The 21,947-nt window shown below is 63.3% G+C and carries 27 protein-coding genes and 1 tRNA gene; 13 read left to right on the top strand and 15 right to left on the bottom strand.

The genetic code is table 11. The features are described 5' to 3' along the window. The first annotated feature begins 28 nt into the window (after positions 1–28). The gene (locus JQ587_RS29805) at positions 29–838 is read left to right on the top strand and encodes an SDR family NAD(P)-dependent oxidoreductase (protein ID WP_212427720.1); all 810 of its coding nucleotides are present in this window, start codon (positions 29–31) and stop codon (positions 836–838) included. Between the two features lie 96 nt (positions 839–934). Beyond that, a complete protein-coding gene (locus JQ587_RS29800) occupies positions 935–1,726 on the top strand; it encodes an aldolase (RefSeq protein ID WP_212299708.1) in 792 nt (263 codons plus the stop codon). A 9-nt stretch (positions 1,727–1,735) separates the two neighbouring features. On the opposite strand, the gene JQ587_RS29795 is transcribed toward JQ587_RS29800, so the two are convergent. Beyond that, positions 1,736–2,968, bottom strand: a complete 1,233-nt coding sequence (locus JQ587_RS29795) for a lytic murein transglycosylase (RefSeq protein ID WP_212427719.1) — start codon at positions 2,966–2,968, stop codon at positions 1,736–1,738. A 126-nt stretch (positions 2,969–3,094) separates the two neighbouring features. Between JQ587_RS29795 and JQ587_RS29790 the strand changes: the two genes are divergently transcribed. From JQ587_RS29790 to JQ587_RS29780, 3 genes are all read left to right on the top strand, one after another. After that, positions 3,095–3,349, top strand: coding sequence for a hypothetical protein (locus JQ587_RS29790; protein ID WP_212299710.1), 255 nt, complete (start codon positions 3,095–3,097; stop codon positions 3,347–3,349). A gap of 60 nt (positions 3,350–3,409) precedes the next feature. Next, on the top strand, positions 3,410–3,661 hold the full coding sequence (locus tag JQ587_RS29785) for a hypothetical protein (RefSeq protein ID WP_212299711.1): 252 nt from the start codon (positions 3,410–3,412) through the stop codon (positions 3,659–3,661). An 85-nt stretch (positions 3,662–3,746) separates the two neighbouring features. Next, positions 3,747–3,932, top strand: coding sequence for a hypothetical protein (locus tag JQ587_RS29780; protein WP_212299712.1), 186 nt, complete (start codon positions 3,747–3,749; stop codon positions 3,930–3,932). 6 nt (positions 3,933–3,938) lie between these two features. Here the strand turns inward: JQ587_RS29780 and JQ587_RS29775 are convergent, their stop codons facing one another. Then, the gene (locus tag JQ587_RS29775; protein WP_212427791.1) at positions 3,939–4,463 is read right to left on the bottom strand and encodes a MarR family winged helix-turn-helix transcriptional regulator; all 525 of its coding nucleotides are present in this window, start codon (positions 4,461–4,463) and stop codon (positions 3,939–3,941) included. Between the two features lie 54 nt (positions 4,464–4,517). Between JQ587_RS29775 and JQ587_RS29770 the strand changes: the two genes are divergently transcribed. Next, complete coding sequence (locus JQ587_RS29770; protein WP_212427718.1) at positions 4,518–4,997, top strand: carboxymuconolactone decarboxylase family protein; 480 nt, start codon at positions 4,518–4,520, stop codon at positions 4,995–4,997. Positions 4,998–5,019: 22 nt separating this feature from the next. Then, positions 5,020–5,517, top strand: a complete 498-nt coding sequence (locus JQ587_RS29765; RefSeq protein WP_212427717.1) for a cupin domain-containing protein — start codon at positions 5,020–5,022, stop codon at positions 5,515–5,517. 12 nt (positions 5,518–5,529) lie between these two features. Here JQ587_RS29765 and JQ587_RS29760 read toward each other — a convergent pair whose 3' ends face one another. Together JQ587_RS29760 and efp are read right to left on the bottom strand one after the other, a co-directional pair. After that, the gene (locus JQ587_RS29760; RefSeq protein ID WP_212427716.1) at positions 5,530–7,155 is read right to left on the bottom strand and encodes a M23 family peptidase; all 1,626 of its coding nucleotides are present in this window, start codon (positions 7,153–7,155) and stop codon (positions 5,530–5,532) included. A gap of 17 nt (positions 7,156–7,172) precedes the next feature. Continuing rightward, positions 7,173–7,739, bottom strand: a complete 567-nt coding sequence (gene efp, locus JQ587_RS29755) for an elongation factor P (protein ID WP_212299716.1) — start codon at positions 7,737–7,739, stop codon at positions 7,173–7,175. Between the two features lie 162 nt (positions 7,740–7,901). Here efp and epmA point away from each other — a divergent pair, with 162 nt between their 5' ends. Genes epmA through JQ587_RS29740 form a run of 3 tightly spaced genes read left to right on the top strand, consistent with a single transcriptional unit; the run spans position 7,902 to position 10,338 of the window. Then, the gene (gene epmA / locus JQ587_RS29750) at positions 7,902–8,954 is read left to right on the top strand and encodes an EF-P lysine aminoacylase EpmA (RefSeq protein ID WP_212427715.1); all 1,053 of its coding nucleotides are present in this window, start codon (positions 7,902–7,904) and stop codon (positions 8,952–8,954) included. Beyond that, entirely contained in the window at positions 8,951–10,045 is a 1,095-nt protein-coding gene (locus JQ587_RS29745; protein WP_212427714.1) for a lysine-2,3-aminomutase-like protein, read from the top strand. Before epmA ends, JQ587_RS29745 begins: the two co-directional genes overlap by 4 nt. Positions 10,046–10,086: 41 nt before the next feature. After that, positions 10,087–10,338 (top strand): hypothetical protein, encoded by a 252-nt coding sequence (locus tag JQ587_RS29740; RefSeq protein WP_212427713.1) that lies wholly within the window; start codon positions 10,087–10,089, stop codon positions 10,336–10,338. 58 nt (positions 10,339–10,396) lie between these two features. Here the strand turns inward: JQ587_RS29740 and JQ587_RS29735 are convergent, their stop codons facing one another. The 7 genes from JQ587_RS29735 to JQ587_RS29705 all read right to left on the bottom strand — a co-directional run bounded on the left by JQ587_RS29735 (position 10,397) and on the right by JQ587_RS29705 (position 16,126). Continuing rightward, on the bottom strand, positions 10,397–11,482 hold the full coding sequence (locus JQ587_RS29735) for a 3-deoxy-7-phosphoheptulonate synthase (protein WP_212427712.1): 1,086 nt from the start codon (positions 11,480–11,482) through the stop codon (positions 10,397–10,399). Positions 11,483–11,717: 235 nt separating this feature from the next. Beyond that, positions 11,718–12,296, bottom strand: coding sequence for an HdeD family acid-resistance protein (locus JQ587_RS29730; RefSeq protein WP_212427711.1), 579 nt, complete (start codon positions 12,294–12,296; stop codon positions 11,718–11,720). Positions 12,297–12,365: 69 nt separating this feature from the next. Beyond that, complete coding sequence (locus JQ587_RS29725) at positions 12,366–13,406, bottom strand: PrsW family glutamic-type intramembrane protease (protein ID WP_212427710.1); 1,041 nt, start codon at positions 13,404–13,406, stop codon at positions 12,366–12,368. A gap of 616 nt (positions 13,407–14,022) precedes the next feature. Continuing rightward, the gene (locus tag JQ587_RS29720; RefSeq protein ID WP_212299723.1) at positions 14,023–14,280 is read right to left on the bottom strand and encodes a hypothetical protein; all 258 of its coding nucleotides are present in this window, start codon (positions 14,278–14,280) and stop codon (positions 14,023–14,025) included. A gap of 115 nt (positions 14,281–14,395) precedes the next feature. Beyond that, positions 14,396–15,022 (bottom strand): PilZ domain-containing protein, encoded by a 627-nt coding sequence (locus JQ587_RS29715; protein ID WP_212427709.1) that lies wholly within the window; start codon positions 15,020–15,022, stop codon positions 14,396–14,398. A gap of 272 nt (positions 15,023–15,294) precedes the next feature. Next, on the bottom strand, positions 15,295–15,903 hold the full coding sequence (locus JQ587_RS29710) for a hypothetical protein (protein ID WP_249154593.1): 609 nt from the start codon (positions 15,901–15,903) through the stop codon (positions 15,295–15,297). Between the two features lie 148 nt (positions 15,904–16,051). Further along, positions 16,052–16,126 (bottom strand) — tRNA-Glu (locus JQ587_RS29705). A gap of 227 nt (positions 16,127–16,353) precedes the next feature. Between JQ587_RS29705 and JQ587_RS29700 the strand changes: the two genes are divergently transcribed. Continuing rightward, positions 16,354–16,608, top strand: a complete 255-nt coding sequence (locus tag JQ587_RS29700) for a PilZ domain-containing protein (RefSeq protein ID WP_212299801.1) — start codon at positions 16,354–16,356, stop codon at positions 16,606–16,608. Positions 16,609–16,653: 45 nt separating this feature from the next. Continuing rightward, positions 16,654–16,893 carry a hypothetical protein gene (locus JQ587_RS29695; protein ID WP_212427708.1) on the top strand — a complete coding sequence of 80 codons (240 nt, stop codon included), beginning with the start codon at positions 16,654–16,656 and terminating at the stop codon, positions 16,891–16,893. 126 nt (positions 16,894–17,019) lie between these two features. Here JQ587_RS29695 and JQ587_RS29690 read toward each other — a convergent pair whose 3' ends face one another. The 4 genes from JQ587_RS29690 to JQ587_RS29675 all read right to left on the bottom strand — a co-directional run bounded on the left by JQ587_RS29690 (position 17,020) and on the right by JQ587_RS29675 (position 20,704). Further along, on the bottom strand, positions 17,020–17,658 hold the full coding sequence (locus JQ587_RS29690) for a glutathione S-transferase family protein (protein ID WP_212427707.1): 639 nt from the start codon (positions 17,656–17,658) through the stop codon (positions 17,020–17,022). A gap of 350 nt (positions 17,659–18,008) precedes the next feature. Continuing rightward, positions 18,009–18,461 (bottom strand): VOC family protein, encoded by a 453-nt coding sequence (locus JQ587_RS29685; protein ID WP_212299804.1) that lies wholly within the window; start codon positions 18,459–18,461, stop codon positions 18,009–18,011. 308 nt (positions 18,462–18,769) lie between these two features. Next, positions 18,770–19,645 carry an MBL fold metallo-hydrolase gene (locus tag JQ587_RS29680; protein WP_212427706.1) on the bottom strand — a complete coding sequence of 292 codons (876 nt, stop codon included), beginning with the start codon at positions 19,643–19,645 and terminating at the stop codon, positions 18,770–18,772. A 78-nt stretch (positions 19,646–19,723) separates the two neighbouring features. Beyond that, positions 19,724–20,704 (bottom strand): Bug family tripartite tricarboxylate transporter substrate binding protein, encoded by a 981-nt coding sequence (locus JQ587_RS29675; protein ID WP_212427705.1) that lies wholly within the window; start codon positions 20,702–20,704, stop codon positions 19,724–19,726. A gap of 105 nt (positions 20,705–20,809) precedes the next feature. Between JQ587_RS29675 and JQ587_RS29670 the strand changes: the two genes are divergently transcribed. Then, on the top strand, positions 20,810–21,727 hold the full coding sequence (locus tag JQ587_RS29670; RefSeq protein WP_212427704.1) for a LysR family transcriptional regulator: 918 nt from the start codon (positions 20,810–20,812) through the stop codon (positions 21,725–21,727). The last annotated feature ends 220 nt before the right edge of the window (positions 21,728–21,947 follow it).

The raw sequence follows: 21,947 nt of genomic DNA, 5'->3' as shown, positions 1-21,947 counted from the left end.
AACAACAAAAAAAGAAAAGGAGAGAAACATGGCAGGGCAGGTTGAGGGCAAGGTCGCGCTGGTCACGGGGGGCGCGTCCGGCATTGGCGAAGCCATCGTCGAGCTGTTCGCGCGCGAGGGCGCGACCGTTGTCGCAACTGACATCGACGAGCTGCGCGGCCCCGAGCTTGCCAAGCGAGTGACGAAAGCCGGCGGCAACGCGATCTTCCTGGAGCAGGACGTCACCAGCGAGGAGCGCTGGGTTGAGATCGTCGCCGAGATCGCGAAGCGCTATGGCCGGCTCGACGTCATGGTCTCCAATGCCGGCATCGGCATTGCCGTGCCCTCGATCACCGACATGACACTGTCTGACTGGCGCAAGCAGAACGCGATCAATCTCGACGGTGTGTTCCTCTCCGTGAAGCATTGCCTGCCCTTGATGCGCAAGACCGGCGGCGGCTCGATCGTCATGATGTCCTCGCTCGCGGGCCTGCGCGGCGCGCCCGGCCTGTCAGCTTATTCGCTGACCAAGGGCGGCGTGCGGCTGTTCGCCAAATCGATCGCGATGGAGTGCGCGGCCGCCGGTGACGGTATCCGCGTCAACTCCGTGCATCCCGGCATTATCGATACCCCGATCTGGGGCAAGATCCCGACGGGGGCGGCGGGCGCAGGCCAGAACGCACCGATCGATCCCGAGGAGCGGGCCAAGGTCGCGACGCCGCTTGGCCGCGCAGGTCAGGCTGCAGAGATTGCTTCCGGCGTGTTGTATCTGGCGTCGGATGCCTCGCGCTACGTCACCGGCAGTGAGCTCGTCATCGATGGCGGCATGAATGCCGGCGGCGTACCGCGGCGGGCGTGAGACGCGCAGGGCAGGGTGGCGGCCGGAGGGGCTGACGCGCAGGCGTAGCCCCTGTAAAACACTGGCATCTCCTGCCCGAAAGAGGTTTCAGTCGCCATGGCGCACAGTCTTCACGCCTCCACACCCGCGCCCGTCCGTTCGAACCGGCCGGACCTTGCGACCGATGCGATCCGCACCGCGCGCGAGGATCTCGCCGCCTGTTTCCGAATGGCTGCGCGCAACGGTTTCGAGGAGGGCATCTGCAACCACTTCTCGGCCGTGGTGCCAGGCCATGACGATCTCTTCCTGGTCAACCCTTATGGTTACGCCTTCCGCGAGCTGACGGCGTCAAAGCTGCTGATCTGTGATTTCCACGGCCACGTCCTCGACGGCGAAGGTGAGCCCGAGGCGACCGCGTTCTACATCCATGCCGAAATGCACAAGCGCCTGCCGCGCGCCAAGGTCGCCTTTCACACCCACATGCCCTACGCGACGGCGCTGTCGATGACCGAGGGTGATCCCCTGATCTGGGCCGGCCAGACAGCGCTGAAATTCTATGGCCGTACCGCGGTCGATCGCGATTACAACGGTCTCGCGCTCGACAATCGCGAAGGCGCGCGCATCGCCTCGGCCGTGGGCGATGCCGACATCGTCTTCATGAAGCATCACGGCGTGATGGTGCTGGCGCCGACCATCGCGGAAGCCTGGGACGATCTCTACTACCTCGAACGCGCCGCCGAGGTGCAAGTGCTGGCGATGTCGACGGGTCGAAAGGTTCTGCCGGTCGATCCGTCGGTTGCGGCAGAGACCTACAGGCAGATGCGCGAAGGCGATTCCGAATCCGCGCGATTGCATCTAGCCGCGATCCGCCGTCAGCTCGATGCGGAAGAGCCGCAATACCGGCATTGAGGCTGCGGGCTACGATCCCTGCCGCAGCTTTGCCAAAACCTTCAGCCCGCCATAGCCATCCGCGGGCGCGATCCCGGCACGCTGCTGAAAATCCTTGATCGCCTTCATGGTGTCGTTGCCGACGCGGCCGTCGGTGCCGCCGGTATCGAAGCCGGCTTTGGTCAGCCGCGTCTGCATCTCCTGCACCTCGGCAAGCGTAAGCACGCGCTCGGAGCCGGGGAACGGTTGAATGAAGGGCGGCGCGCCCAGGCAGCGGTCGCCGAGATGGCAGATCGCGAGCGCATAGTTCATCGAGGGATTGTAGCTCTTCACCGAATAGAAGTTCGGTCCGAGCAGGAAGGTCGGCCCGCCCGCGACCGGCGTCCACATTTGCGCCGATCCGTTCGGCTGTGGAAACGCCTGGCCGTCGGCGCGTGTGACGCCGGCTGCCTGCCACGCCGCATAGGTGCGGCTGCCGCTCATTTCACTGGGCGCGCGCACCTCGTAGCCCCAATGCTCGCCGCGATGCCATTTGCCGCGATTGACCAGATATTTTGCGGTGGAGCCCAGCGCGTCGTCGGGCTTGCCAAACGGCGAGACCTTGCCGTCGCCGTCATAGTCGATGCCGACATTGAGCCAGACTTCCGGCATCCATTGCGAATGCCCCATCGCGCCGGCCCATGATCCCTGCATTTCCTCGGGCGTGCTCCAGCCCTTGTCGACGATGCGCAGCGCGTTGATCAGCTCGGTCTCCCAATAGGCTTTACGGCGCGGCTCGTTCCAGGCGAGCGCGGCGAGGGAGGGAAACACCGGCGTCATGTGATTTTGCTGCACCAGCGGATCGCCATAGGCCGACTCCACGCCCCACAGCGCCAGCAGTGTGCCGCGCTCGACGCCGAAATCCCGCTCGATGCGCGCCAGCAGCGCCTCGTTGTTCTTCAGCGCGATCTTGCCGTTGATGATGCGCCAGTCAGAGACACGTCGATTGATGTACTGCCAGACCTGCTCATGGAATTCGGGTTGGTTGCGCATCTGCTTGAACACGCTCATGTCTGGCTCGACCCGCGCCATCGCGCGCTGCCACGTCGCGGCCGAAATGCCCTTCGCCATGGCGCGTGCGCGAAAGCTTTCGCGCCATTCGTCGAACCCGGGCGGCGATGCAAGAACATGCGTTGGGGATGCCAGCAGCGCGGCTGAGCCGAGCGTGGATTGCAGCAGGGCGCGGCGGGTGATGCGACTAGTCGAGGAATCAGCGTGTTTCATACGGTCATTCTAGCGGAAAAAAAAGGCCCCTGTGAGCCGGTTCCTGGAACGCGAGGAACAGGCAGTTCCCCGGAACAAAGCGTCGCACTGCTGCATTCCCTCCGCACGACATTAGAGGAGGACAAAATGCGGAAATATCTGTTTGCCGCTGCCATGATCACAGCCTTCGCAGCCCCTGCGTTCGCGGATGAGGTCGGCGTTCACGTCGGTCCGGTCGGCGCCGGCGTGACGGTCGGCGAGTCTCACGAATATCGTGACCGCGATCGCGACCGCACTACTGTTATCAAGGAGCGCGCGCCCGCTGAGCGCAAAACCGTGATCAAGAAGGAAGATGAATTCGGCAACCGCAGCAAGACCGTGATTCATCACGACAACGATTGACGGAGCAAGGCCCCGGCCGATCGCCGGGGCCCGTCTTCCTCAACGCGACTTTGGGGTGGAATGAAGATACGCACGCATGCAGAAAGCCATGTCGTCGAGCTCGACGACGGATCGTGTTGGCAGATTTTTCCCGGCGATCTTGCGGCGACGCTGAGCTGGAAGCCTGAAACGGATCTGCATCTGGAGCCGAGCGCCGACCGAATGGGTTCGCACGTGCTGGTGAACACCACGGACCGAAGTCGCGTCCGGGTCATCGCGGCGGGCGAAGTCTGGCCGGATGGCGAGGTTAAGAAAGTGTTGAAGGGCGGATAAGGCGCCCTTGGTCAAGACCCAAATCCCCCAAGTTTAGGCCTGTTCCTTTACGGTCGGTTCGTTTCCGTCTGCGCATCATGCGCACATGCGAGAGCTGTTCGACATCATCCGTGCCAATCCCTGGCCCTTCGGTGCGGGACTCTTGGTCGTGGTCATGATGATCCTTGCAGAGAATTTCGGCCGCGGCATCCAGGGTGATGGTGGCGCGGGCGGCGATTTCGCTGATTTCGGCGGGTGCGATGGTGGCGGGGATGCAGGAGGCGGCGACTAGGCTCGCCTAATCCTCCTGCAGCTCCGTCGCGACGTTGGCGAGCCAGCGGCGAATGCTTGCCTCCGCCTTGGCATCGAGGTTGCTGGCGAGACGCTTTTCCAGTTCAATCACGCGATCCCTGCAAACCTTCAGCAAGGTCGTTCCGCGCGATGTCAGTGTCCATTGCTGGATGCGGCCGTGGACAGGATGCGGCGTCATCACAATCGCGCCGTCGCGTTCGAGATTACGGATGATCACTCCGACCGTTTGCGGCGTCAGGAAGGTGAGGCGGGCGACGTCGGCCCCCGATAACCCCGGATACGCGTTCAGCATGGTCAGGACGGCGAATTGCGGCGAGGTCACGCCGAGATCGGCCAGCGTACGTTCCATTTTCAGCCTCACCGCGGCGTGGGCCTGACGCAGGAGATAGCCGAGATAGCCTTGCTCGCCGCGCTTGCCTTCGCCGGGGGCGGGCACATGCACCGCTGCCGGCTCGCTGGATGCCCGCTGCTTCGGTTTCGATTTCGTGATGCTGGCTGGCTTGCGCATAATATAAGAGCCCTGATAATATGTAAGCGGTCTTATACTATCACGAGGTGAACGGCAATGTCACACGCCCGCAGCGAATACGAGGATTTCAAGAGGATTGCGCCGGACGCGTATGATCTGGTGCTTGCGCTGGGCCAGGTTGCGGCCAAGGCCGGCCTCGACAAGCAGCTCCTTGAGCTCGTCAAGTTGCGCGCCTCGCAGATCAATGGCTGCGCCTTCTGTGTTCAGCATCATGTTCTTCTCTCGGAGCGGCTCGGGGTGTCCGCTGACAAGCTTCATCTCGTCGCGGTCTGGCGCGAGGCACCGATCTACTCGGCGCGCGAGCGTGCAGCGCTAGCCTGGGCCGAGGCTCTGACCCTGTTGCCCGAGGGCTTCGGCGACGAGATCTATGCCGAGGCGCAGCGCGAATTTTCTGCGGCCGAGCTGATGTACCTGACCTCGGCAATTGCCTCGATCAACGTCTGGAACCGCTTTGGCGCGGCCTTCCGCTGGACGCCGCCAAAGCGGCACATGGCGGCGAATGTCGCGGCGTCCTGATTGAAACGAGGGGGAGATGACAATGACCGCCATGGGTTTAGCAGCCGTTCCGCGTCAATCGCGGTCGATGGCCTGGGCCGTCGTAGCCGGCCTTGCGTGCGCATTTGCGATCGGCAAGGCGCTGCCGGTGACGATGGATACCGTCTCAGGGGCGCTTTCGCCACTCTGCGCTACCGCCGCCGAAAGTTCGCCACTCGACAAGGTCGAACCGGTCGGCTCCTACGCACTGCCCAACGTGCCGGGCAAGCGCGTCACCATCGTGCGGGTGTTCTACGGTCCAGGCGGGTTTTCGCGTCCGCACCGCCATGCGGGCTCGGTGACAGCTTACATTACCAAGGGCGAGATCCGCTCCCAGCTCGGCGGCGGCCCGGTCGAGACGTTTGGCGTCGGCCAGTCCTTCTTCGAGCCGCCCGGCGCGACGCACCTGGTCTCGGCCAATGCCAGCACCACGGAACCGGCCGAATTGATCGCCGTGTTCGTGGCCGATGAAGGCGCGCAGCTCACGACGTTTTTGGAGTGATCCGGAGCCTGCTCAGTTCTCTTCGCTGCTCGATCCCTCGCGCAGATCAGGCTTGACCACGTCCTCGGGCAGCGCATGCGCGACCGGCTGCGGGGTGCCTGCGATCTCCGGACCGATCTCGCGGCCACGGGCGCGGATGAGGCGCTCATAGGCCGAGACCAGCGTGACGTAAGGGCTGACCCAGATCCAGCCATCGCGGGTGAACACCTGGACGTCGAAGTGCAAGTGCATCGACGTCCCCGCGGGATGATCGAGATAGTTCGAGATCACGCCGATCTTCTCACTTTCGGTGACGATACGGCCATTGAGCACCCCGTCGGCGTTCAACGCCTGCGGGTTCATGTGCATGTAGCGGAAGCGGATGTGCTCGGTGCGGCTGTTGACCTCGAGTGTCGCGGCCTGGTCCTTGGAGGCGCGGATCACCACGGCGTCGCGCACGGCAACGACGCCGCGTTGCTTGGGATCGCAGGCGTCGCGGCCGTCACCGGGCGAGGGGCAGTCGGCGGCGCGGATGTCCTCGCCCTGGTGGCCGTAGCCGCCGCCGCACTGCCAGACCTCGAAGCTGCGTGACTCGCAGAAATTATCGCGCCAGGGATAGGCTGTCGGGCCATCGTCCTTGTCGCGCTTGGCGTAGGATTGCGAATGCACGAAGGCCGGCGCTTTCTCGAGCGGAAAGCGGATCTGCGCATAGGCCATCGCATCGGGATGGCCGCCCTGCTTGCGATAACCGGTGTTCGGAATGATGTCGCCGCTCGGCCGGTAGCTGAAATCCGCCGGTCGTCCCGCGGGACGATCGATCACGACGGAGGCAACGTCCATCAGCGGCCGCATGCGCTGGCCGCCGGCGACGTGCAGCGCCTTGAGAAAGCGTTCGGCGACGGGGTAGGCCTCCTTGCAGGCAAGTCGCCGCGGTTTCGCGACGCTGTCGAGGCACTGGACCGACACCACATAAGCGGCGCCGAAGCGCGTGAAGGCGTAGCGCACATAGCCTTCACGGATGAACCTGCGCAGATCCGGATAGATGGTCGCAAGTGGTTTGACCGGCTCGCCCTTACCGCCGGCGGGATCGGCGATGTCGTAGACGAGCGCCGATCCCGTGATCTGTACCTCGACCGGCCTTGCGAAGGTGCGCGACGGCATGCCGTCGCCGGCGCCGGGCTCGAGCGAGAACGTCGCGCTGTAGCCGGCGGGGCCCGCGTCGAACATGTCAACGGGATTGAAATCGGCCTGGTAACGCGATAGCGCGAGCGCCGCGCCCGGTGCGCCGTTGTGTTGTGCCTCGATATAGGCGGCAGCATCGAACGGCAGCAGCACTGGAACCGAACTGCGCGCAATGCCGGTGAAGAATTGCGAGGAAAGCGCGTTGAGCTGCATCAGCGCCGGCATTGCGCGCGGATCGACGCGCGGTACCGAACGGCGCGGCACGAAGACGAAATCGCCGGCGATCTGCGAGCGACTATTGATCTCGGTGCGGAGCTGGTCGAGCGCTGCGCGCCAATCGACGCGCAGGGCCGTGAGGGATGGGCTGCGGATCTCGTCCGCAGCGACCGGCGTGGCGGTGAGGAGCGAGAGCGACGCCAGAAAAAGCGAGACGAAGCGGAAACTCTTCCCAACCACTGTCTCGCCCCCCGGCGGCACCTGTCCTGAACCCTCGTTTAGTCCTTGGCGCGCTCGGAGTAGGAGCCGTCTTCGGTCATCACCACGATGCGGGTGCCGACCGAGATGTGCGGCGGCACGGTGGTGCGGATGCCGTTAGACAGCACCGCGGGCTTGTAGGACGACGAAGCGGTCTGGCCCTTGGTCACCGGCTCGGTCTCGACCACTTCCAGCGTGACGCGCTGCGGCAGCGCGAGCGAGACCACGTTGACGTCGTGGGTCGACAGCTTGACCATCATCTCCGGTTGAAGATACGCGGCTGCGTCGCCGACGACGTCCTTGGGCACCTGGACCTGATCGTAGGTCTCGGGGTTCATGAAGTGGAAGCCGTCGCCATCTTCATACAGGAAGGTGTAGTTGCGCTCTTCGATCGTGGCCTTTTCGACCTGGTCGGTGGTCTTGTAGCGCTCGGAGATCTTTACCCCGTCCGAGATTCGGCGCATTTCGATCTGGCTGACCGGCGTGCCCTTGCCGGGATGGATGTTCTCGGCACTAACGACAACATAGAGCTTGCCGTCTTGCTCGATCACGTTGCCCTTGCGAATAGAACTGGCGATGACTCTCAAAGCTATATTTCCTGCTTGCTTGGCCCGGCTCAGGCCAGGACGTGGTCAAATCGATGGGGGACTTGGGGCCTCAAATCAGACCTCGGCGCCCGTTTCGGGCCGCAACATACTGATTTTGCCGTTGAATGCCAGCGTTTTGCTGGCCCAAGGGGTGGTCGGTTAATGGCTGGGGACAAGCCGATTTCGCCGTTCTGGATGCCCAACCGGCACCTCGACCGGCGGCCGTTCCTCCAGGCCAGGGGAGCCGTTACCGGGGCTCTGCGGGGCTTTTTTGCCGAGCAGGGCTTTGTCGAGGTCGAAACCTCCGTTCTCCAGGTCTCGCCGGGTAACGAGACCCATTTGCACGCCCCGCGGACCGAAATCATGCGGCCGGATGGCAGTCGAGCCAGCCGATACCTGCGGACTTCGCCCGAATTCGCCTGCAAGAAGCTGCTGGCGGCCGGCGAAGAGCGGATTTTCGAGTTCGCGCGGGTGTTCCGCGACCGCGAGCGCGGCGACCTGCATCTGCCCGAATTCACCATGCTGGAATGGTACCGGGCGGGCGCCCCCTACGACGCCATCATGGCCGATACCGTGGTGGTCATCGCCATGGCTGCGCAGGCAACCGGGATCGGGACTTTCTCGTTCCGGGGCCGGGCCGCTGACCCCTTCGCCGAACCGGAGCTTTTGACGGTCGCGGGCGCCTTCGAGCGCTTCGCGGGCATTGATCTGCTGTCGACAATCTTGGGCGCCGAGGGTAACCGTGCTGCGCTTGCCGAGGCGGCCGGCGGCAAGGTCCGCGTGGCCGACGACGACAATTGGTCGGACATCTTCAGCAAGGTCCTGGTCGAGCATGTCGAGCCGCATCTGGGGCAGGGGCGTTTGACCATCCTGTTCGAATACCCATCTCCGGAGGCGGCGCTGGCACGGGTGAAGGCTGGCGACAAGCGGGTCGCGGAGCGGTTCGAGGTCTATGCCTGTGGCGTCGAACTCGCCAACGGCTTTGGCGAGCTCACCGACGCCGAGGAGCAGCGCAAGCGCTTCACGGAGTCCATGGCGGAGAAGCAGCGCCGCTACGGCGAGGCCTATCCGCTGGATGAGGACTTTCTGGCCGCGGTGGCCGTCATGCCGGAGGCGAGCGGTGTCGCGCTCGGGTTCGACCGGCTGGTGATGCTGGCAAGCGGCGCGACACGGATTGATCAGGTGGTGTGGACGCCGCCTGCGGATGAGAGATGACGAAGACCAATCTTGCGAGAACATTGCGCGAGCCGGCCGAGCTCGTAGCCGCGGACCTGGCGCCGGCCACGGCGCTCCCCGCGCTCGAGCGTGTCGCCGCGCGATATGCCGTTGCGATCACGCCGCCGCTGGTCGAGCTGATCGATAGCTCCGATCCCGACGATCCCATCGCGCGCCAGTTCGTTCCGTCCGCCGCAGAGCTGGAGATGCACCCCGGCGAAAATGCCGATCCGATCGGCGATCACCCGCATTCGCCGGTCCCGGGAATCGTGCATCGCTATCCCGATCGCGTGCTGTTCAAGCTCGTTCACGTCTGCGCGGTCTATTGCCGTTTCTGCTTCCGCCGCGAGATGGTCGGTCCCGGCAAGGAGAACGCACTGTCGGACGGCGCCTATCGTGCCGCGATCGACTACATCCGCTCGCATCGCGAGATTTGGGAGGTGATCCTGACCGGCGGCGATCCGCTGATGCTGTCGCCGCGCCGGATGAGCGAGATCATGGCCGATCTCGCTGCGATCGATCACGTCAAGATCATCCGCCTTCATACGCGCGTGCCCGTGGCCGATCCTGCGCGTATCAGTGACGAGATGGTCGCGGCGCTTAAAGTTGATGGTGCGACCACTTGGGTCGCAGTGCACGCCAACCATGCGCGCGAGCTCACGGACACGGCCCGCGCCGCCTGCGCACGGCTGGTCGACGCCGGCATCCCCATGGTGAGCCAGTCCGTGCTTTTGCGCGGCGTCAATGACAATGTCGCTGCTTTGTCGGATCTGATGCGGGCTTTCGTCGAGTGCCGGATCAAGCCGTACTACCTGCATCATGGCGATCTCGCGCCCGGCACTGCGCATCTGAGAACGACGCTGGCGCATGGGCAGGAATTGATGCGGGAGCTGCGCGGACGGGTGTCAGGGCTGTGTCAGCCTGATTATGTCATCGACATTCCCGGCGGCGCCGGCAAATCCCCGGTCGGGCCGAATTATGTGTTGGCGGAGCAAAATACCGCAGGCATTGCACGTGATGCAGCCACGGAAACGCGCTATCGTATCATCGACTATTGCGGCGACGTTCATCTCTATCCGCCCGAGGCGTGAGTGGTCAGAGAACGCCGGTTTGAGGAATGGGAGAATCGGACATGAAGAAGATCATGGTGGCAGCATCGCTCGTGGTCTTGCTCGGCGGCGCGGCGATTGCGCAAACCGGCACCAAGGGATCGACGTCCGGCGGTGCCGCGTCGGGATCGGTGCCGCAGGCGCCCGTCGGTCACCGCCAGCCGCGCGCCGGCGACGTGCCGAGCGAGAAGAATCTGAACGATCCGAATAATCCCGTGAACAAGGAAGACGCTCTGCTCGACAAGAAGATCAAGAGCATCTGCCGCGGCTGCTAAGCCTTAATCGCGGCGGGCAGGGCGCGAACAGCGTCGCCCCGCCCGCCCGTTGCTCTGCTTAAGCGGAGCGCTCATGCAAGCCGGCGCGCGCGGTGTTGCGCCGGATTTCGACCGCATCGGCGAGCTGCTCGAGCACATTTGCCGTCGTGGCCCAGTCGATGCATCCGTCGGTGATGCTCTGGCCGTAGGTCAGCGGCTTGCCCGGCACCACGTCCTGGCGGCCGGCGACGAGGTTGCTCTCGATCATCACGCCCATGATGCGGTTCTCGCCGCCCGAGATCTGGCCGGCGATATCAGCCATGACCAGCGGCTGGTTCTCCGGCTTCTTGCTCGAATTGGCGTGGCTCGCATCCACCATCACCAGCGGGGCGACGCCAGATTTCGCCAGATCGTTGCAGGCTGCCGTGATGCTTGCCGCATCGTAGTTCGGCTTGCTGCCGCCGCGCAGGATGATGTGGCAATCCTCGTTGCCCGAGGTCGAGGCGATTGCGGAACGGCCGAGTTTCGTCACCGCCATGAAGTGATGCGGATGCGAAGCCGATTTAACCGCGTCGGCTGCGATGCGCACATTGCCGTCGGTGCCGTTCTTGAACCCGACCGGGCAGGACAGTCCCGAGGCCAGCTCGCGATGGATCTGGCTCTCAGTGGTGCGCGCGCCGATCGCGGCCCAGGAGACGAGATCCGCAATGTATTGCGGCGTCGTCATGTCGAGGAATTCGGTGCCGGCGGGCAGGCCCAGATTGTTGATGGCCGAGAGCACGTTGCGGGCGAGCCGCAGGCCCTTGTTGATGTCGAAGCTGCCGTCGAGATCGGGATCGTTGATCAGGCCCTTCCAGCCGACGGTGGTGCGCGGCTTCTCGAAATAGACCCGCATCACGATCTCGAGCTGATCTGCGAGGTCTCCACGCAGCTTGGCGAGACGCTCGGCGTAGTCCAGAGCGGCCTTGGGATCATGCACGGAGCAGGGGCCGACGACGACCAGAAGCCGGTCGTCCTGGCCGTTGAGGATGGCGTGGACGGCGTTACGGGCCGCCATCACCACGCGGGTGGCCGTGAGGGTGCGCGGGACCTCCCGCATCACGTCCTCAGGCGTGCTCAGCTCTTTCAGTTCGCGGATACGAAGATCGTCGGTCGTGCTCAGCACGGCGGGCTCCTGTCTGTTTCTCGAACCTGCCGGCAATAAAAAAAGCCGCCAGGTCTGGCGGCTGTTCGGACGTTTGCATCAATATTTTAGATTGAGCGCGATCCTCCTGCCGCCAGCGAGCTGTCGTAGCTAAAGTACCAAAAATAGCTGGTGGCGACGGTGATCATGGCCGGTCATATAGCGCGCCATTGGCGGGTTGTCACCCCCCAATCGGCGCCCGAGGCTTCGAGCCCCCTCAACTGTTGCTTTTGCGTGCCGCCAGGGCCATGCCGATCAAGGTGGCGCCGCCGAACAAAAGGTTGATGCCGACGAGCACGCCGAGCGCCCATTCCGCCGAGCTCGGCAATCCCGTGATCACCATGAACGCGATCGCGATGTCGACGAGGCCCGAGATCAGGAGCCACGACCAGCGGCCGCTCAGCTCGCGGCGGTGCTCCAGCGCATACATGATGGTGGTGACGCCCTCGGCGAGGAAGTAGGCGCCAAGCACGATTGTCAGAGTCAGCACGGCTTGCATCGGGCGGGCCAGCAACAGCATGCCGGCGAGCACGGCCAGGGCAGCCGAGACCAGCGACCACCAGAACCCCGGCGTAGCACGTGCCCAATAGGTCGCGATCAATCCGCCGATGCCGCTGATCAGGAACATCCAGCCCAGGAAGATCGTGATGGCGAGGCTTGCGAGCGGCGGCAGGATCAGCGCGGCCACGCCGAGGACGGCGAGCAAAATACCTTCGAACAGAAAGGCCTTCCAATGCGCCTTCACCGCCTGGCTCATTGCTGATTGCAGCCGTGAAAAATCCTCAGGCGATGTCATCGGCAGGCTCCCGATCGAAATGCGTGCGCTCAGTCTAGCGTGCGCGCGCCGCGCTTGCCATCCCGAGGCTCAACCGCCGCCGTGCGCAGACGAAAAGCCCTCGCCGGTGGTGCGGATGCGGTTACGGCCAAGAATGTAGATCGCGGTCGTGACGATCAGAAGCGCAAGACCGAGCAGGATCGAGACGAATCCGATCGGGATCAGCGCTAGCGTCAGATTGCGCTCGGGGTTGATGAGCCAGTGGTGGATCGAGGTCAGCACGAAGGCGAGACCAAGGAAGCCGACGCCGCCGCCGGCGAGCAACAGCGCCCACATCCGCCGCAACTGACTGAGCCTTTCCCGCGCGATATCGGTCCGGGGCGCATGGTGACGCGCGACGCGTCGAACCAGTCGGATGGCGAAGGCGATCGAGCTGAAGCCAATCAGCAGGCTCGCACCGCCCAGCCACATCCGCAGGGTCGGGTCGAGATCCGGCATGCGCTGGAGCGTGAGCAGCGGGAAGTCGAAGGCCGAATGCAGCGCCAGTGGGCCCGCGAAGATCAGCAGCCGGCTGGAGAGGCGGGCCCAGTCGCGGTGATGGCGGTTCGCACCCAGCGCCGTGCCGGCTCGGGCGATCGTCAAATAGGCTCCGGCGATGATGCCGAGCGCGCCGTGGAACGGGACGGTGAGCACGCTGCGCAACGCTGCCAGCGACCGCCACATCTCGGCATGCTGCACCAGATAAGCGAGGTTCTCGTAAGCCGCAAAGCCGAGGCCGACGGCGGCGCCATAGACCACGGTGTCCATGGGATTGGAGAAGGTCCGCCGCTTGGTCGAGGAGACCAGCACGATCGCGATCACTTTCACCGCCTCCTCGGGCAGCGCGACGCCGAAGACAGAATGCATGGCGAGCGCTGCCCAAGGATCGTCAGGCGCTGCAACCATCTTGGCGAAGGGGGCGCGGGCGAGACCCAGCAGCGAGATGCTGGCCGCGCCGAGCAGGAAGGCGGTCCAGACCTGGGCGGGTGGTCCGGGGCGTTCTTCGGCGGCAATGACGAGCCAGAGCATCAGCAGCGCCGGGGCGATGGCGGCCGTTCCGATGACGGTGGGTAACGCTTCAATCAGGTACATCGGCGCCGAAAATAGGTTCCCTTGGTCCGCTTATCTACGTGTCCCGATGCGACCATCTGTCATGCACTCGCTGTCCCGTTGCTCAACACGCGCGACAGCCGGCGTTCATCAGGGTCGCAAAGTGTAGAATGCCGAGCGCAATCAATTGCATGACAGCATCACTGCGTTATCGGCAGTAATGGCCGTGCGCTATCGCCGGATCGCGATTGATAAGTTAGATCAAGGTAATGTGCAGGTTTCTTCGATTCACGATGCACGTGTGCCAGCGGGGAGTCCAGAGGCGGAATTGCCTCCGACCGGACAACAGGCCGGCGGGCGGAGCGACCTAGTCACGTTTCGGCGTGCGGCCGCGCGGAGGTGTCTCGATTCGGCGCGCTCGCATCTGCTCCAGCTCCCAAAGGGCACGCACGAGGCATGTGCCAAGGCAGAAAACGATGAGCAGCAGCAGGAAGGCCTGGTCGGCGGGAGGGATGTGCATCATGGCATTGGTTAAGCAACGTGCATGCCATGTGTTCCCGAACTGGCGCGCGCATGTTGCGTCGGCCTCCAATTTCGGCGACTGCTTCCCCAGCTCAATCGTGGGCTCCGGCGATGCAGCGCGTATCCGCGCCCGCCGTCAGTGGGTCATGAACGGCGCAGGGGCGTCGGGCGCGATGTCGAAGGCTCCAAGGTGGAATTCCTCGCCGACGGCCTCGTCCCGTTCGGCATGGTGCGCGAGCAGCGTGAACGCGGCTTGCGGATATTGCTTCCAGATATCGAGATCGCCGGCCGTAATGGTGAGCCAGCCGAAAGTGTACATGTAGCGCCCGGGCTCGGTGACCCGGCCGACTCTGTCCCAAGTGATTTTATCAACCGTGATCTTGTCGACTGCCATTCGGTCCCCCGATCGCAAGTCTGCAAACGACGTCCGGCCCCGAGGCGCAGACCGTCAGAAGCTGATCCCGCATTGGGGCCGCGATAGGGCAGCGATACGGATTGGTTTGGTCGGGTCAGGCCGGCAGCGGCACGGTCTGGCGCACGACCAGGCGCACGAGGTCGTCCCGCTGCTGCTTTTCCGCGAACTTGATCGCAAAGCCATTGTCGAATTTGCGGATGACTCGCCCGACGCAGGCACCGACGGCAAGCGCTGTTCCGACCGGCGGATCGTATTCGCAGGAGATCGCGACGCCGGCCGTGGAGACGTCGATGATGAAGCAGGGATAGGTGCTGCCGTCTGCGAGCGTGAGGACGGTGTGCGAGGCCTGCGGCACGAAGCGCGCGTCGCGCCGCAGCTCCTGAATGCTGTCGTCCTTCTGCTTCTTTTCGAGCCAGGTCAGCTTTTCCGACATCCAGGCGCGGCGCGCCCGTGTCATGTCGAGCTCCATCAGGAAGCCCGACTTCAGCGTTGCGCTGATGGTGCACTGGAATTCGCCGAAGTCTTCGAAATAGGAGGTCACACGTTCGCCGATCTTGCCGACGACCGGCACGTCCACAATCATGCGAAACGGCGAAACGCGCTTGGTGCGGCAGGCGAAGTTTCGCAGCTTGCCCTCACAATCGTACCAGCGATGCAGCGAATAGCTGCCGCTCACGCTCACTTCCACTGCTCGCTGCCTGAGAAACTCCGCGACAGACATGGGCGCCAAATCGTGCTTTTGATTGTTTCCGTAATTCCACGGTAGCGATCAAAATCTAAGCAAATGATACCGGCACTCAGGAGCAGGGGTAAATTTCCGGTAAATGAACTGGACGGTAGAGTGCCGGGGCCGGCGGCAAATCGTCCCTGTTATCGGGCGCCGACGGTCACAACCGCGTCATTGTGACCGCTTCGAGGGACGGCGCCGTGAGGCCAGCCGGGGCCGCCTTCAAACGCTGCCGAGCAGCACCAGCGCCAGCGCGGCGATCGCAATCACGAATTTGATCGTGTAAGGGGCAGGTCGGGCTTGATCGCCCACCCGAACCTCGCCCTTTCGTGCCGCATCGCGAGTGATCCGATCGCTTCGATGATGGCGAACGCGAGGGCGACGCCGGCGATGAAAGCCCACGACTGCGACGGAGGCAGAACTGGCGCGAGCCAGACGGGCGCGGAGGCGCGCAGCGACGCGAGCAAGGCAATCCATCCGAACCATGATGCGAAGCCTTTGATGATGTCGGGTCCGACCGTATCCGGCTCGAACCGGACGCCGAGTATCGCGAAGGCGGTTTCGACACGCTCGTGGTCGGCCAGGAACAGGTACGCGCCGAGATAGAGTGGAATTGGCGACATGCAGAGTATGGCGATCGCGCCAAACAGGACGGTGTGGCCGACGAGGTCAGCGAGGATGTCCGTGCCGCTCTTGCGCAATGGCGCGGCTGCGACTTGGCGCTGCGGCGTCGATCTCGCGCGCGCCATGTGCTCCAGCATCTTGGCGCGACGATCCGGCGGATACGGCACCGCGCGGCGCATCCAGGCCGGAGGCGTGGTCATCACCGAGAAGGTGCCGGATTGGCCTTCCGAAGTCGACTTGCGCTGCTCCATGGGGCTGTCCTTCAATCCGTGACGCCCTAGCCGGGGGCTGGGCGGTTTGCTTCGGACATTGGTCGAGGGTAAGGGCCAGGGAGGTTCATGCGGGAGGCAACGTCGATCGTCGACGTCGTGGGGCCGGCCTCTTGGGGATGGCGACTGCTGGCGCTCCCTAGCGGAATCGAACCGCTCTCTCCACCGTGAAAGGGTGGCGTCCTAACCGATAGACGAAGGGAGCAAACGCAAGGCCTGATCGCATCTGGCGACAGGCCCGCTGGCCGGCCGAGTCGTGCCCGGCGGCTTGCAGCGGGCGAACGTATAGTGGCCTTTGGGCCCGTGGGCAAGCCGTTCCGGAACGCTGTTTTGGCGGCGGTGGATAGCCTGCCCCGGGACCGTTCGGACGGTCATTTCAACCGTTTCTTAGGGTTCCCGGGCTAGCGCTGGAGCGGGAGAGATCTTTAGCCGATGCCACCACCCAAGAAGCGCGCAGCCCGCAAATTGCTGTCGCAGCATGCCTGGATCACGCTCGACGGCGGATTCGCGGCGCGGCATTGCCTTGTCCAGGACATCTCGGCCTCGGGCGCCAGGATCACCATGGACGAGGACGCAAGCCAGCTCCCGGGCGTGATCCGGATGGCATTCGCGCGGGACGCGCGGACCGGGCGGAGCTGCCAGGTGGTCTGGCGCCGCGGCAAGTCGGCCGGCATCAAGTTCCTCTGACGGCCGCCGGATAGCGCCGGGCCCGGGTCCCGGGTACAAGGCGGGATGCGCCCCACGGTCCTCGTCCTGATCTCCTTCGCACTGACCTCCACGGCCACCGCCGAGCCCTTGCGTCTGCCGCTGGCCGGAGGGCCGCAGTCCGGCAAGACCCTGCCGCTGAAGGGCACCGCGGGGGCGGCGAAGGGCAATGGCTGCGCCGCCTTCGGCCGCGGCTTCACCATGGTCGAGGGGACCTGCGTCAAGATCGGCGGCTCCGTCAGGGTCGACGCCGTGACCGGGCGCTGAGGGCGGATGTCGCCACAACTAAAACCGCGAAAACAACCCCATGCACAGTAGCCGTCAAGTGCGGGCTGTCTGCGCGGCCGGCGCGATTCACCGCGCTCTCGCCAGAGCTTAAACTCGGTCAGCGGCTCACGACATCGGCGGCGCCACGTGCTCTGCAAATCCGGGCCGCTTGCCGAGCTCGGCGAGCCACCGCGTCAGGTTCGGCTGCGCCGGCCGGCTGATCCCCTCGACGCCGAGCCAGCGCCGCGCATAGGCACCCACGGCGATGTCGGCGAGCGTGAACGCATCGCCTTCCATGAAAGGCCGCGTCGCGAGCAGGCGGTCGGCGATCGTCCAGACCTCGGCGGCGGCATCGGCATCCTGCTGAACCTTGATCATGTCGCGCTCGGCGGGCGCGGTGCGCACGATGCCCCAGAACACCGGGCGGTCGACCGGCTGCACCGTCGACAGCGTCCAGTCGAGCCAGCGGTCGATGCCGGCGCGCAGCTTCGGCGCCTCCGGATAGATCGGCGTGCCGCGCCCGTGCGCGAGGCAGAGATAACGCATGATCGAATTGGATTCCCACAGCACGAAATCGCCCTCGACCAGCGTCGGGATCCGCGCATTCGGGTTCATCGCGAGATAGTCGGCCTCGCGGGTCTTGCCATATTGCATGCCGGCGTCGATGCGCTGACAGGGCAGGTTGAGCTCGGTCAGGCACCACAGCACCTTCTGCACGTTGACCGAATTGGCGCGTCCCCAGATCGTCAGCTGCGTGTCAGGCATCAAGCATCTCCCGCGGCGTTTTGACTTGGTCGTTTTGACTTGGCCGTTTTGACTTGCCGCGGTTGATAGCGGAATTCACGGCACGGAGCGACGCGCAATGCCGTGAGCCCCTCATGCAAAAAGCTCCGCCCGGGGCGAAGCTTTCATTGCACGTGTCAGCTCGGTGTAAGCCGTTGCACTGGTCGTTGAATCAGGATCAGTGGCCGAAGAACAGCCACAGCAGAATGATCACCGGGATCGGCACGCCCAGCAGCCACAACAAAATTCCGCGTCCCATCGCGTCCTCCTCCAATTTGCATTTGTCGGAGGGACAACACCAGTGGATGGGGCTGGTTCCTATGGCGCGGACTTTACCAGTGGCCGGTGTTGGGCATCGACGTCCACGGTTCCTGCGGCGCCTTCGGCTCGCCCTTCTGCAACAGCTCGATCGAGTGCAGATCCGGCGAGCGCACGAACGCCATGTTGCCGTCGCGCGGCGGCCGGTTGATGGTGACGCCGGCCTTCATCAGCTTCTCGCAGGTGGCGTAGATGTCGTCGACCTCATAGGCGAGATGGCCGAAGAAGCGGTCCTCGCCATATTTCTCCTCGTCCCAATTGTAGGTGAGCTCGACCAGCGGTGCGCCGCGAGATTGCGGCTGCTTCTTCAGCGCCTCGAGATCGTCCGCCGAGCACAGGAACACGAGCGTGAAGCGCCCCTTGTCGTTCTCGATCCGCCGCACCTCCTTCAGCCCCAGCGCATCCTGGTAAAACTTCAGCGCGACATCGAGATTGCGCACGCGCAGCATGGTGTGGAGATAACGCATGTTTCTTGCTCCCTTGGATGATCAGAGGGTTTTGCTTTGGGCCGGAACGGCGGGGAAGAGATAGCAGGAAAGTGGGGGAAGGGGCAGGGGGCAGGGGGAACGTGTGCGTGAGGGGGAAACGGTTGTGCAAATCGGCCGAGTGCGGGGCAATGGGTCGGCGCCGCAGACTGAGTTTGGTGCACTGTCACCGCAATCTCGACGTAAACTTGTTTCGGCTGACATTTTTGAACTGTGTCAACGCCCTTGCGGATGACTAGTGAGATCAGGCTGTAAGAGCATGATGACGTGGCTGCTTTCGTCACGGTCGCCTAATCGCGTTTAAACCGATAACTAAAGCTGTCTTTGCTCGTCATCACTCGACCCGCCGTCGGGGCAGGAAAATGGATCGGCAGAAGCAGAACGTCTGCGTCCGCAACAAGCGACAGAAAGCTTCGACGAGATTTTATCGCCTTCGTTGCATTCCAGTCGACTATTGAGGACCAACCAGGTTCGCAGCACTGGATCGCGTGGTGCATCATATCGCCGGTTATCACCGCGCGTTGCCCTTGCGACGCAATGTTGACGCAGCAATGATGAGGCGAATGCCCCGGAGTTGGCGTTAGCGTAATAGCATCGTCCAGCGCATAGTCGTCGTCGATCAGGAGCGCCTGTCCTGCGTGAACGATCGGCAAACAATTGTCGCGGAACATCGGGCCGTGTCGACCGGTTCCCCGGGCGAATTCCGCTTCCAAAGCTGCATATTCTCTGCGGTGAAAGATGTATTTTGCATTCGGGAATGTCGGCACCCATCTTCCGTCGCGCAAGGTCGTGTTCCAGCCTGTGTGATCGATATGAAGATGCGTACAGAAGACGTAATCGATCTTGTCAAAGGCAACTCCCAGCTCGAACAATTCCGTTCGCCAACGCGCCTTGCCTGGAAAGTCGAAGGGGGGCGGGTGCCCCTTATCCTCGCCGGTGCACGTGTCCACCAGGATCGTGTGATGAGGCGTCCTCACAAGAAAGGTCTGGTAGGTTATGACCAGCATTCCGAGCGTCGCGTCGAAAACTTCCGGCTCCATCGCACGCAAGTGACGCTTGAAGGTGGCCTCGTCATAGGCTGGGAAGAAGTCTTGTGGCCGTCGCCACGGCCCTTCTCGCTCAATCACCGCATCGATGGTGATATTGCCGACCCTGATTTGTCTCATTTTTGTCTCTGAATGACATAGGGTAGCGCGCCGCCAACAAGTCTGTAGCCTCGCCGGACAAGGCCTCCCGACGCTGCATCATTTGGCCTTGATATTTGCCGCCCGAATGACCTTGGCCCATTTCGCGCTTTCGGATCTGAACAGGGCGGCCGCCTCGTCAGGCGTGTCACCGACGGCTTCGAACCCGAGCTCCGCCATTTTCTCCGTAATGTCAGGTAGCGAGACAATGGCAACGATCTCGCGCTGAAGCAGCGCGATAATATCCTTCGGCGTTCGAGCCGGAACGATGAACGCGAACCATCCCTCGCCGATCACTTCAGGATAACCAGCCTCCGCCATGCTGGGAACGTCGGGCAAAGCCTGCGACCGTATCTTGCTCGTCACGGCCAGCGCGTGGAGCTTGCCGTCCCTGATCTGCGGTACGGCCGGAGGCAGCGAAGTGAATGCAACCGGCGTATGTCCGGCCAGCGTTGCGCCGATCGCAAGCCCGGCGCTGTTGAAGGGTACATGCACGAGATCCAGGTCCAGTGACAGACGGAATTGCTCCCCGATCAGGTGTGGCGGTGTCCCGGTTCCGGGAGAGGCGAAACTGAACCGGCCGGGACTGGACTTGATCAGATCAACCATTTCCTTGACCGTCTGAACGGGTAGTGACGGATGAACCGTAAGCACCGTCGGCGAACTGACGGCAACGGTTACTGGGTCAAAGTCTCTGTAGGGGTCATACGGCACGCTGTCGTACATGGCCGGGTTGACGACAATATTTGGCGGGACAACGAGGACCGTGTAGCCATCCGGTGTTGCTCTTGCTCCCTGGCCCATGCCTATATTCCCGCCGGCGCCTCCGACATTCTCGACGTAAAACTGCTTCCCCAGACGTTCGGACAGTTTCTGGGAAACGATGCGCGCCAAAATGTCCGACGGACCGGCGGGCGCATAGGGAACAAGCACGCGCACCGGCCGTACGGGATATGCTTGCGACGCCGCGATCGTCGAGAGAGCGGGCATGACAGCAGTGCCCGCCGCAAGTTGCAGAAATTGTCGTCTCAAAAGGCTCATGCGGCCTCGCTGTGGTAACGGCATTCGGAAAGGCACCGATACCATTTGGCCTCGAAGCGAGGTATTATATGAATAGAGCGAAATTCATACTTTTTGGATATGGCAATGGATCTGAGGCAGCTTCGCTATTTTGTCGCGGTCGCTGAAGAGCGGCACATCACCCGAGCCGCCGAGCGACTGGGTATGCAACAGCCGCCGCTTAGCCTCCAGATCAAGGCAATGGAACGAGAGCTTGCCGTCCAGCTATTTCTCCGCAAGCCGCGTGGTGTCGAACTGACCGAAGCCGGTCGCGCGCTTCTGGAAGATGCGCGAGCAGTTCTCGACCATGTCCAACGCGCCTTGGACACAACCCGTCGTACAGGGCGAGGCGAGCAAGGTCGATTGCACGTAGGTATTGCTCCTTCGGCTTCATTTCATCCGTTCGTGCCGCGGGTCATTCGTGCTTTTAGAGAAGCTTTTCCGATGGTGTCACTAACCCTCGAGGAGGGCCTCAGCCACGATGTGCGCGAGCGGTTCTCGCACGATCAGATGGATGTGGCGTTCGTCCGCGCTGTTTCAATGCACGACGATAAGCTCATCATCAGCCCGTTGCTGGAGGAGCCCATGATTGTGGCGTTGCCGAGCGTTCACGCGATGGCCAGCGGGCGCCAGACAGCGATTGCCCTAAAGCGCCTTGCCAGCGACTCGTTTGTTCTCTACGGGCCGCCGGGGACGGCCCTCTACGATGAAACCGTGGTGGCGTGTCGGGCCGCCGGCTTTAGTCCTCGCATCGGTCAACAGGCACCCCGCATCACGTCCACACTAGGACTGGTAGCCGCAGGACTGGGCTTAACGCTCGTGCCCGAGTCGGTGCAAAACGTGAGTATCGACGGTGTGGTCTATCGTCGCCTCAAGGGCGCGCCTCAACCGAAAGCGGTGCTAGGCCTGGCATCCCGGCGCGGCGATCCGTCCGCGGTCGTCCGGCAGTTTTTAAATCACGTCAAGCATGCTGCGAGACTTTATCAAAACTCACTCCGAGCATAATGGGTCGCTTTCGCGTGCGGGGCGACCAGTTGAGACAGGGCGCCGAACCATGATTCAAGCCCCCGCGTCGTCAGAGGGGGATCATGCGCTACGAACTCACGCGAATTACGGTGACAGTGAATTACGGAATTACGGTGACAGTGCTGGACTGCACCCCTGAAGTGAGACACGATAATTTCAGTGACAGTGGGGTTGTCACGATGCGCTACCGCGCTTTGTT

The sequence above is a fragment of the Bradyrhizobium manausense genome (assembly GCF_018130615.1).
Classification (GTDB): Bacteria; Pseudomonadota; Alphaproteobacteria; order Rhizobiales; family Xanthobacteraceae; genus Bradyrhizobium; species Bradyrhizobium manausense_A.
Note: the sequence above shows the minus strand (reverse complement) of the source record. Positions and strands in the feature narration are given on the sequence as shown.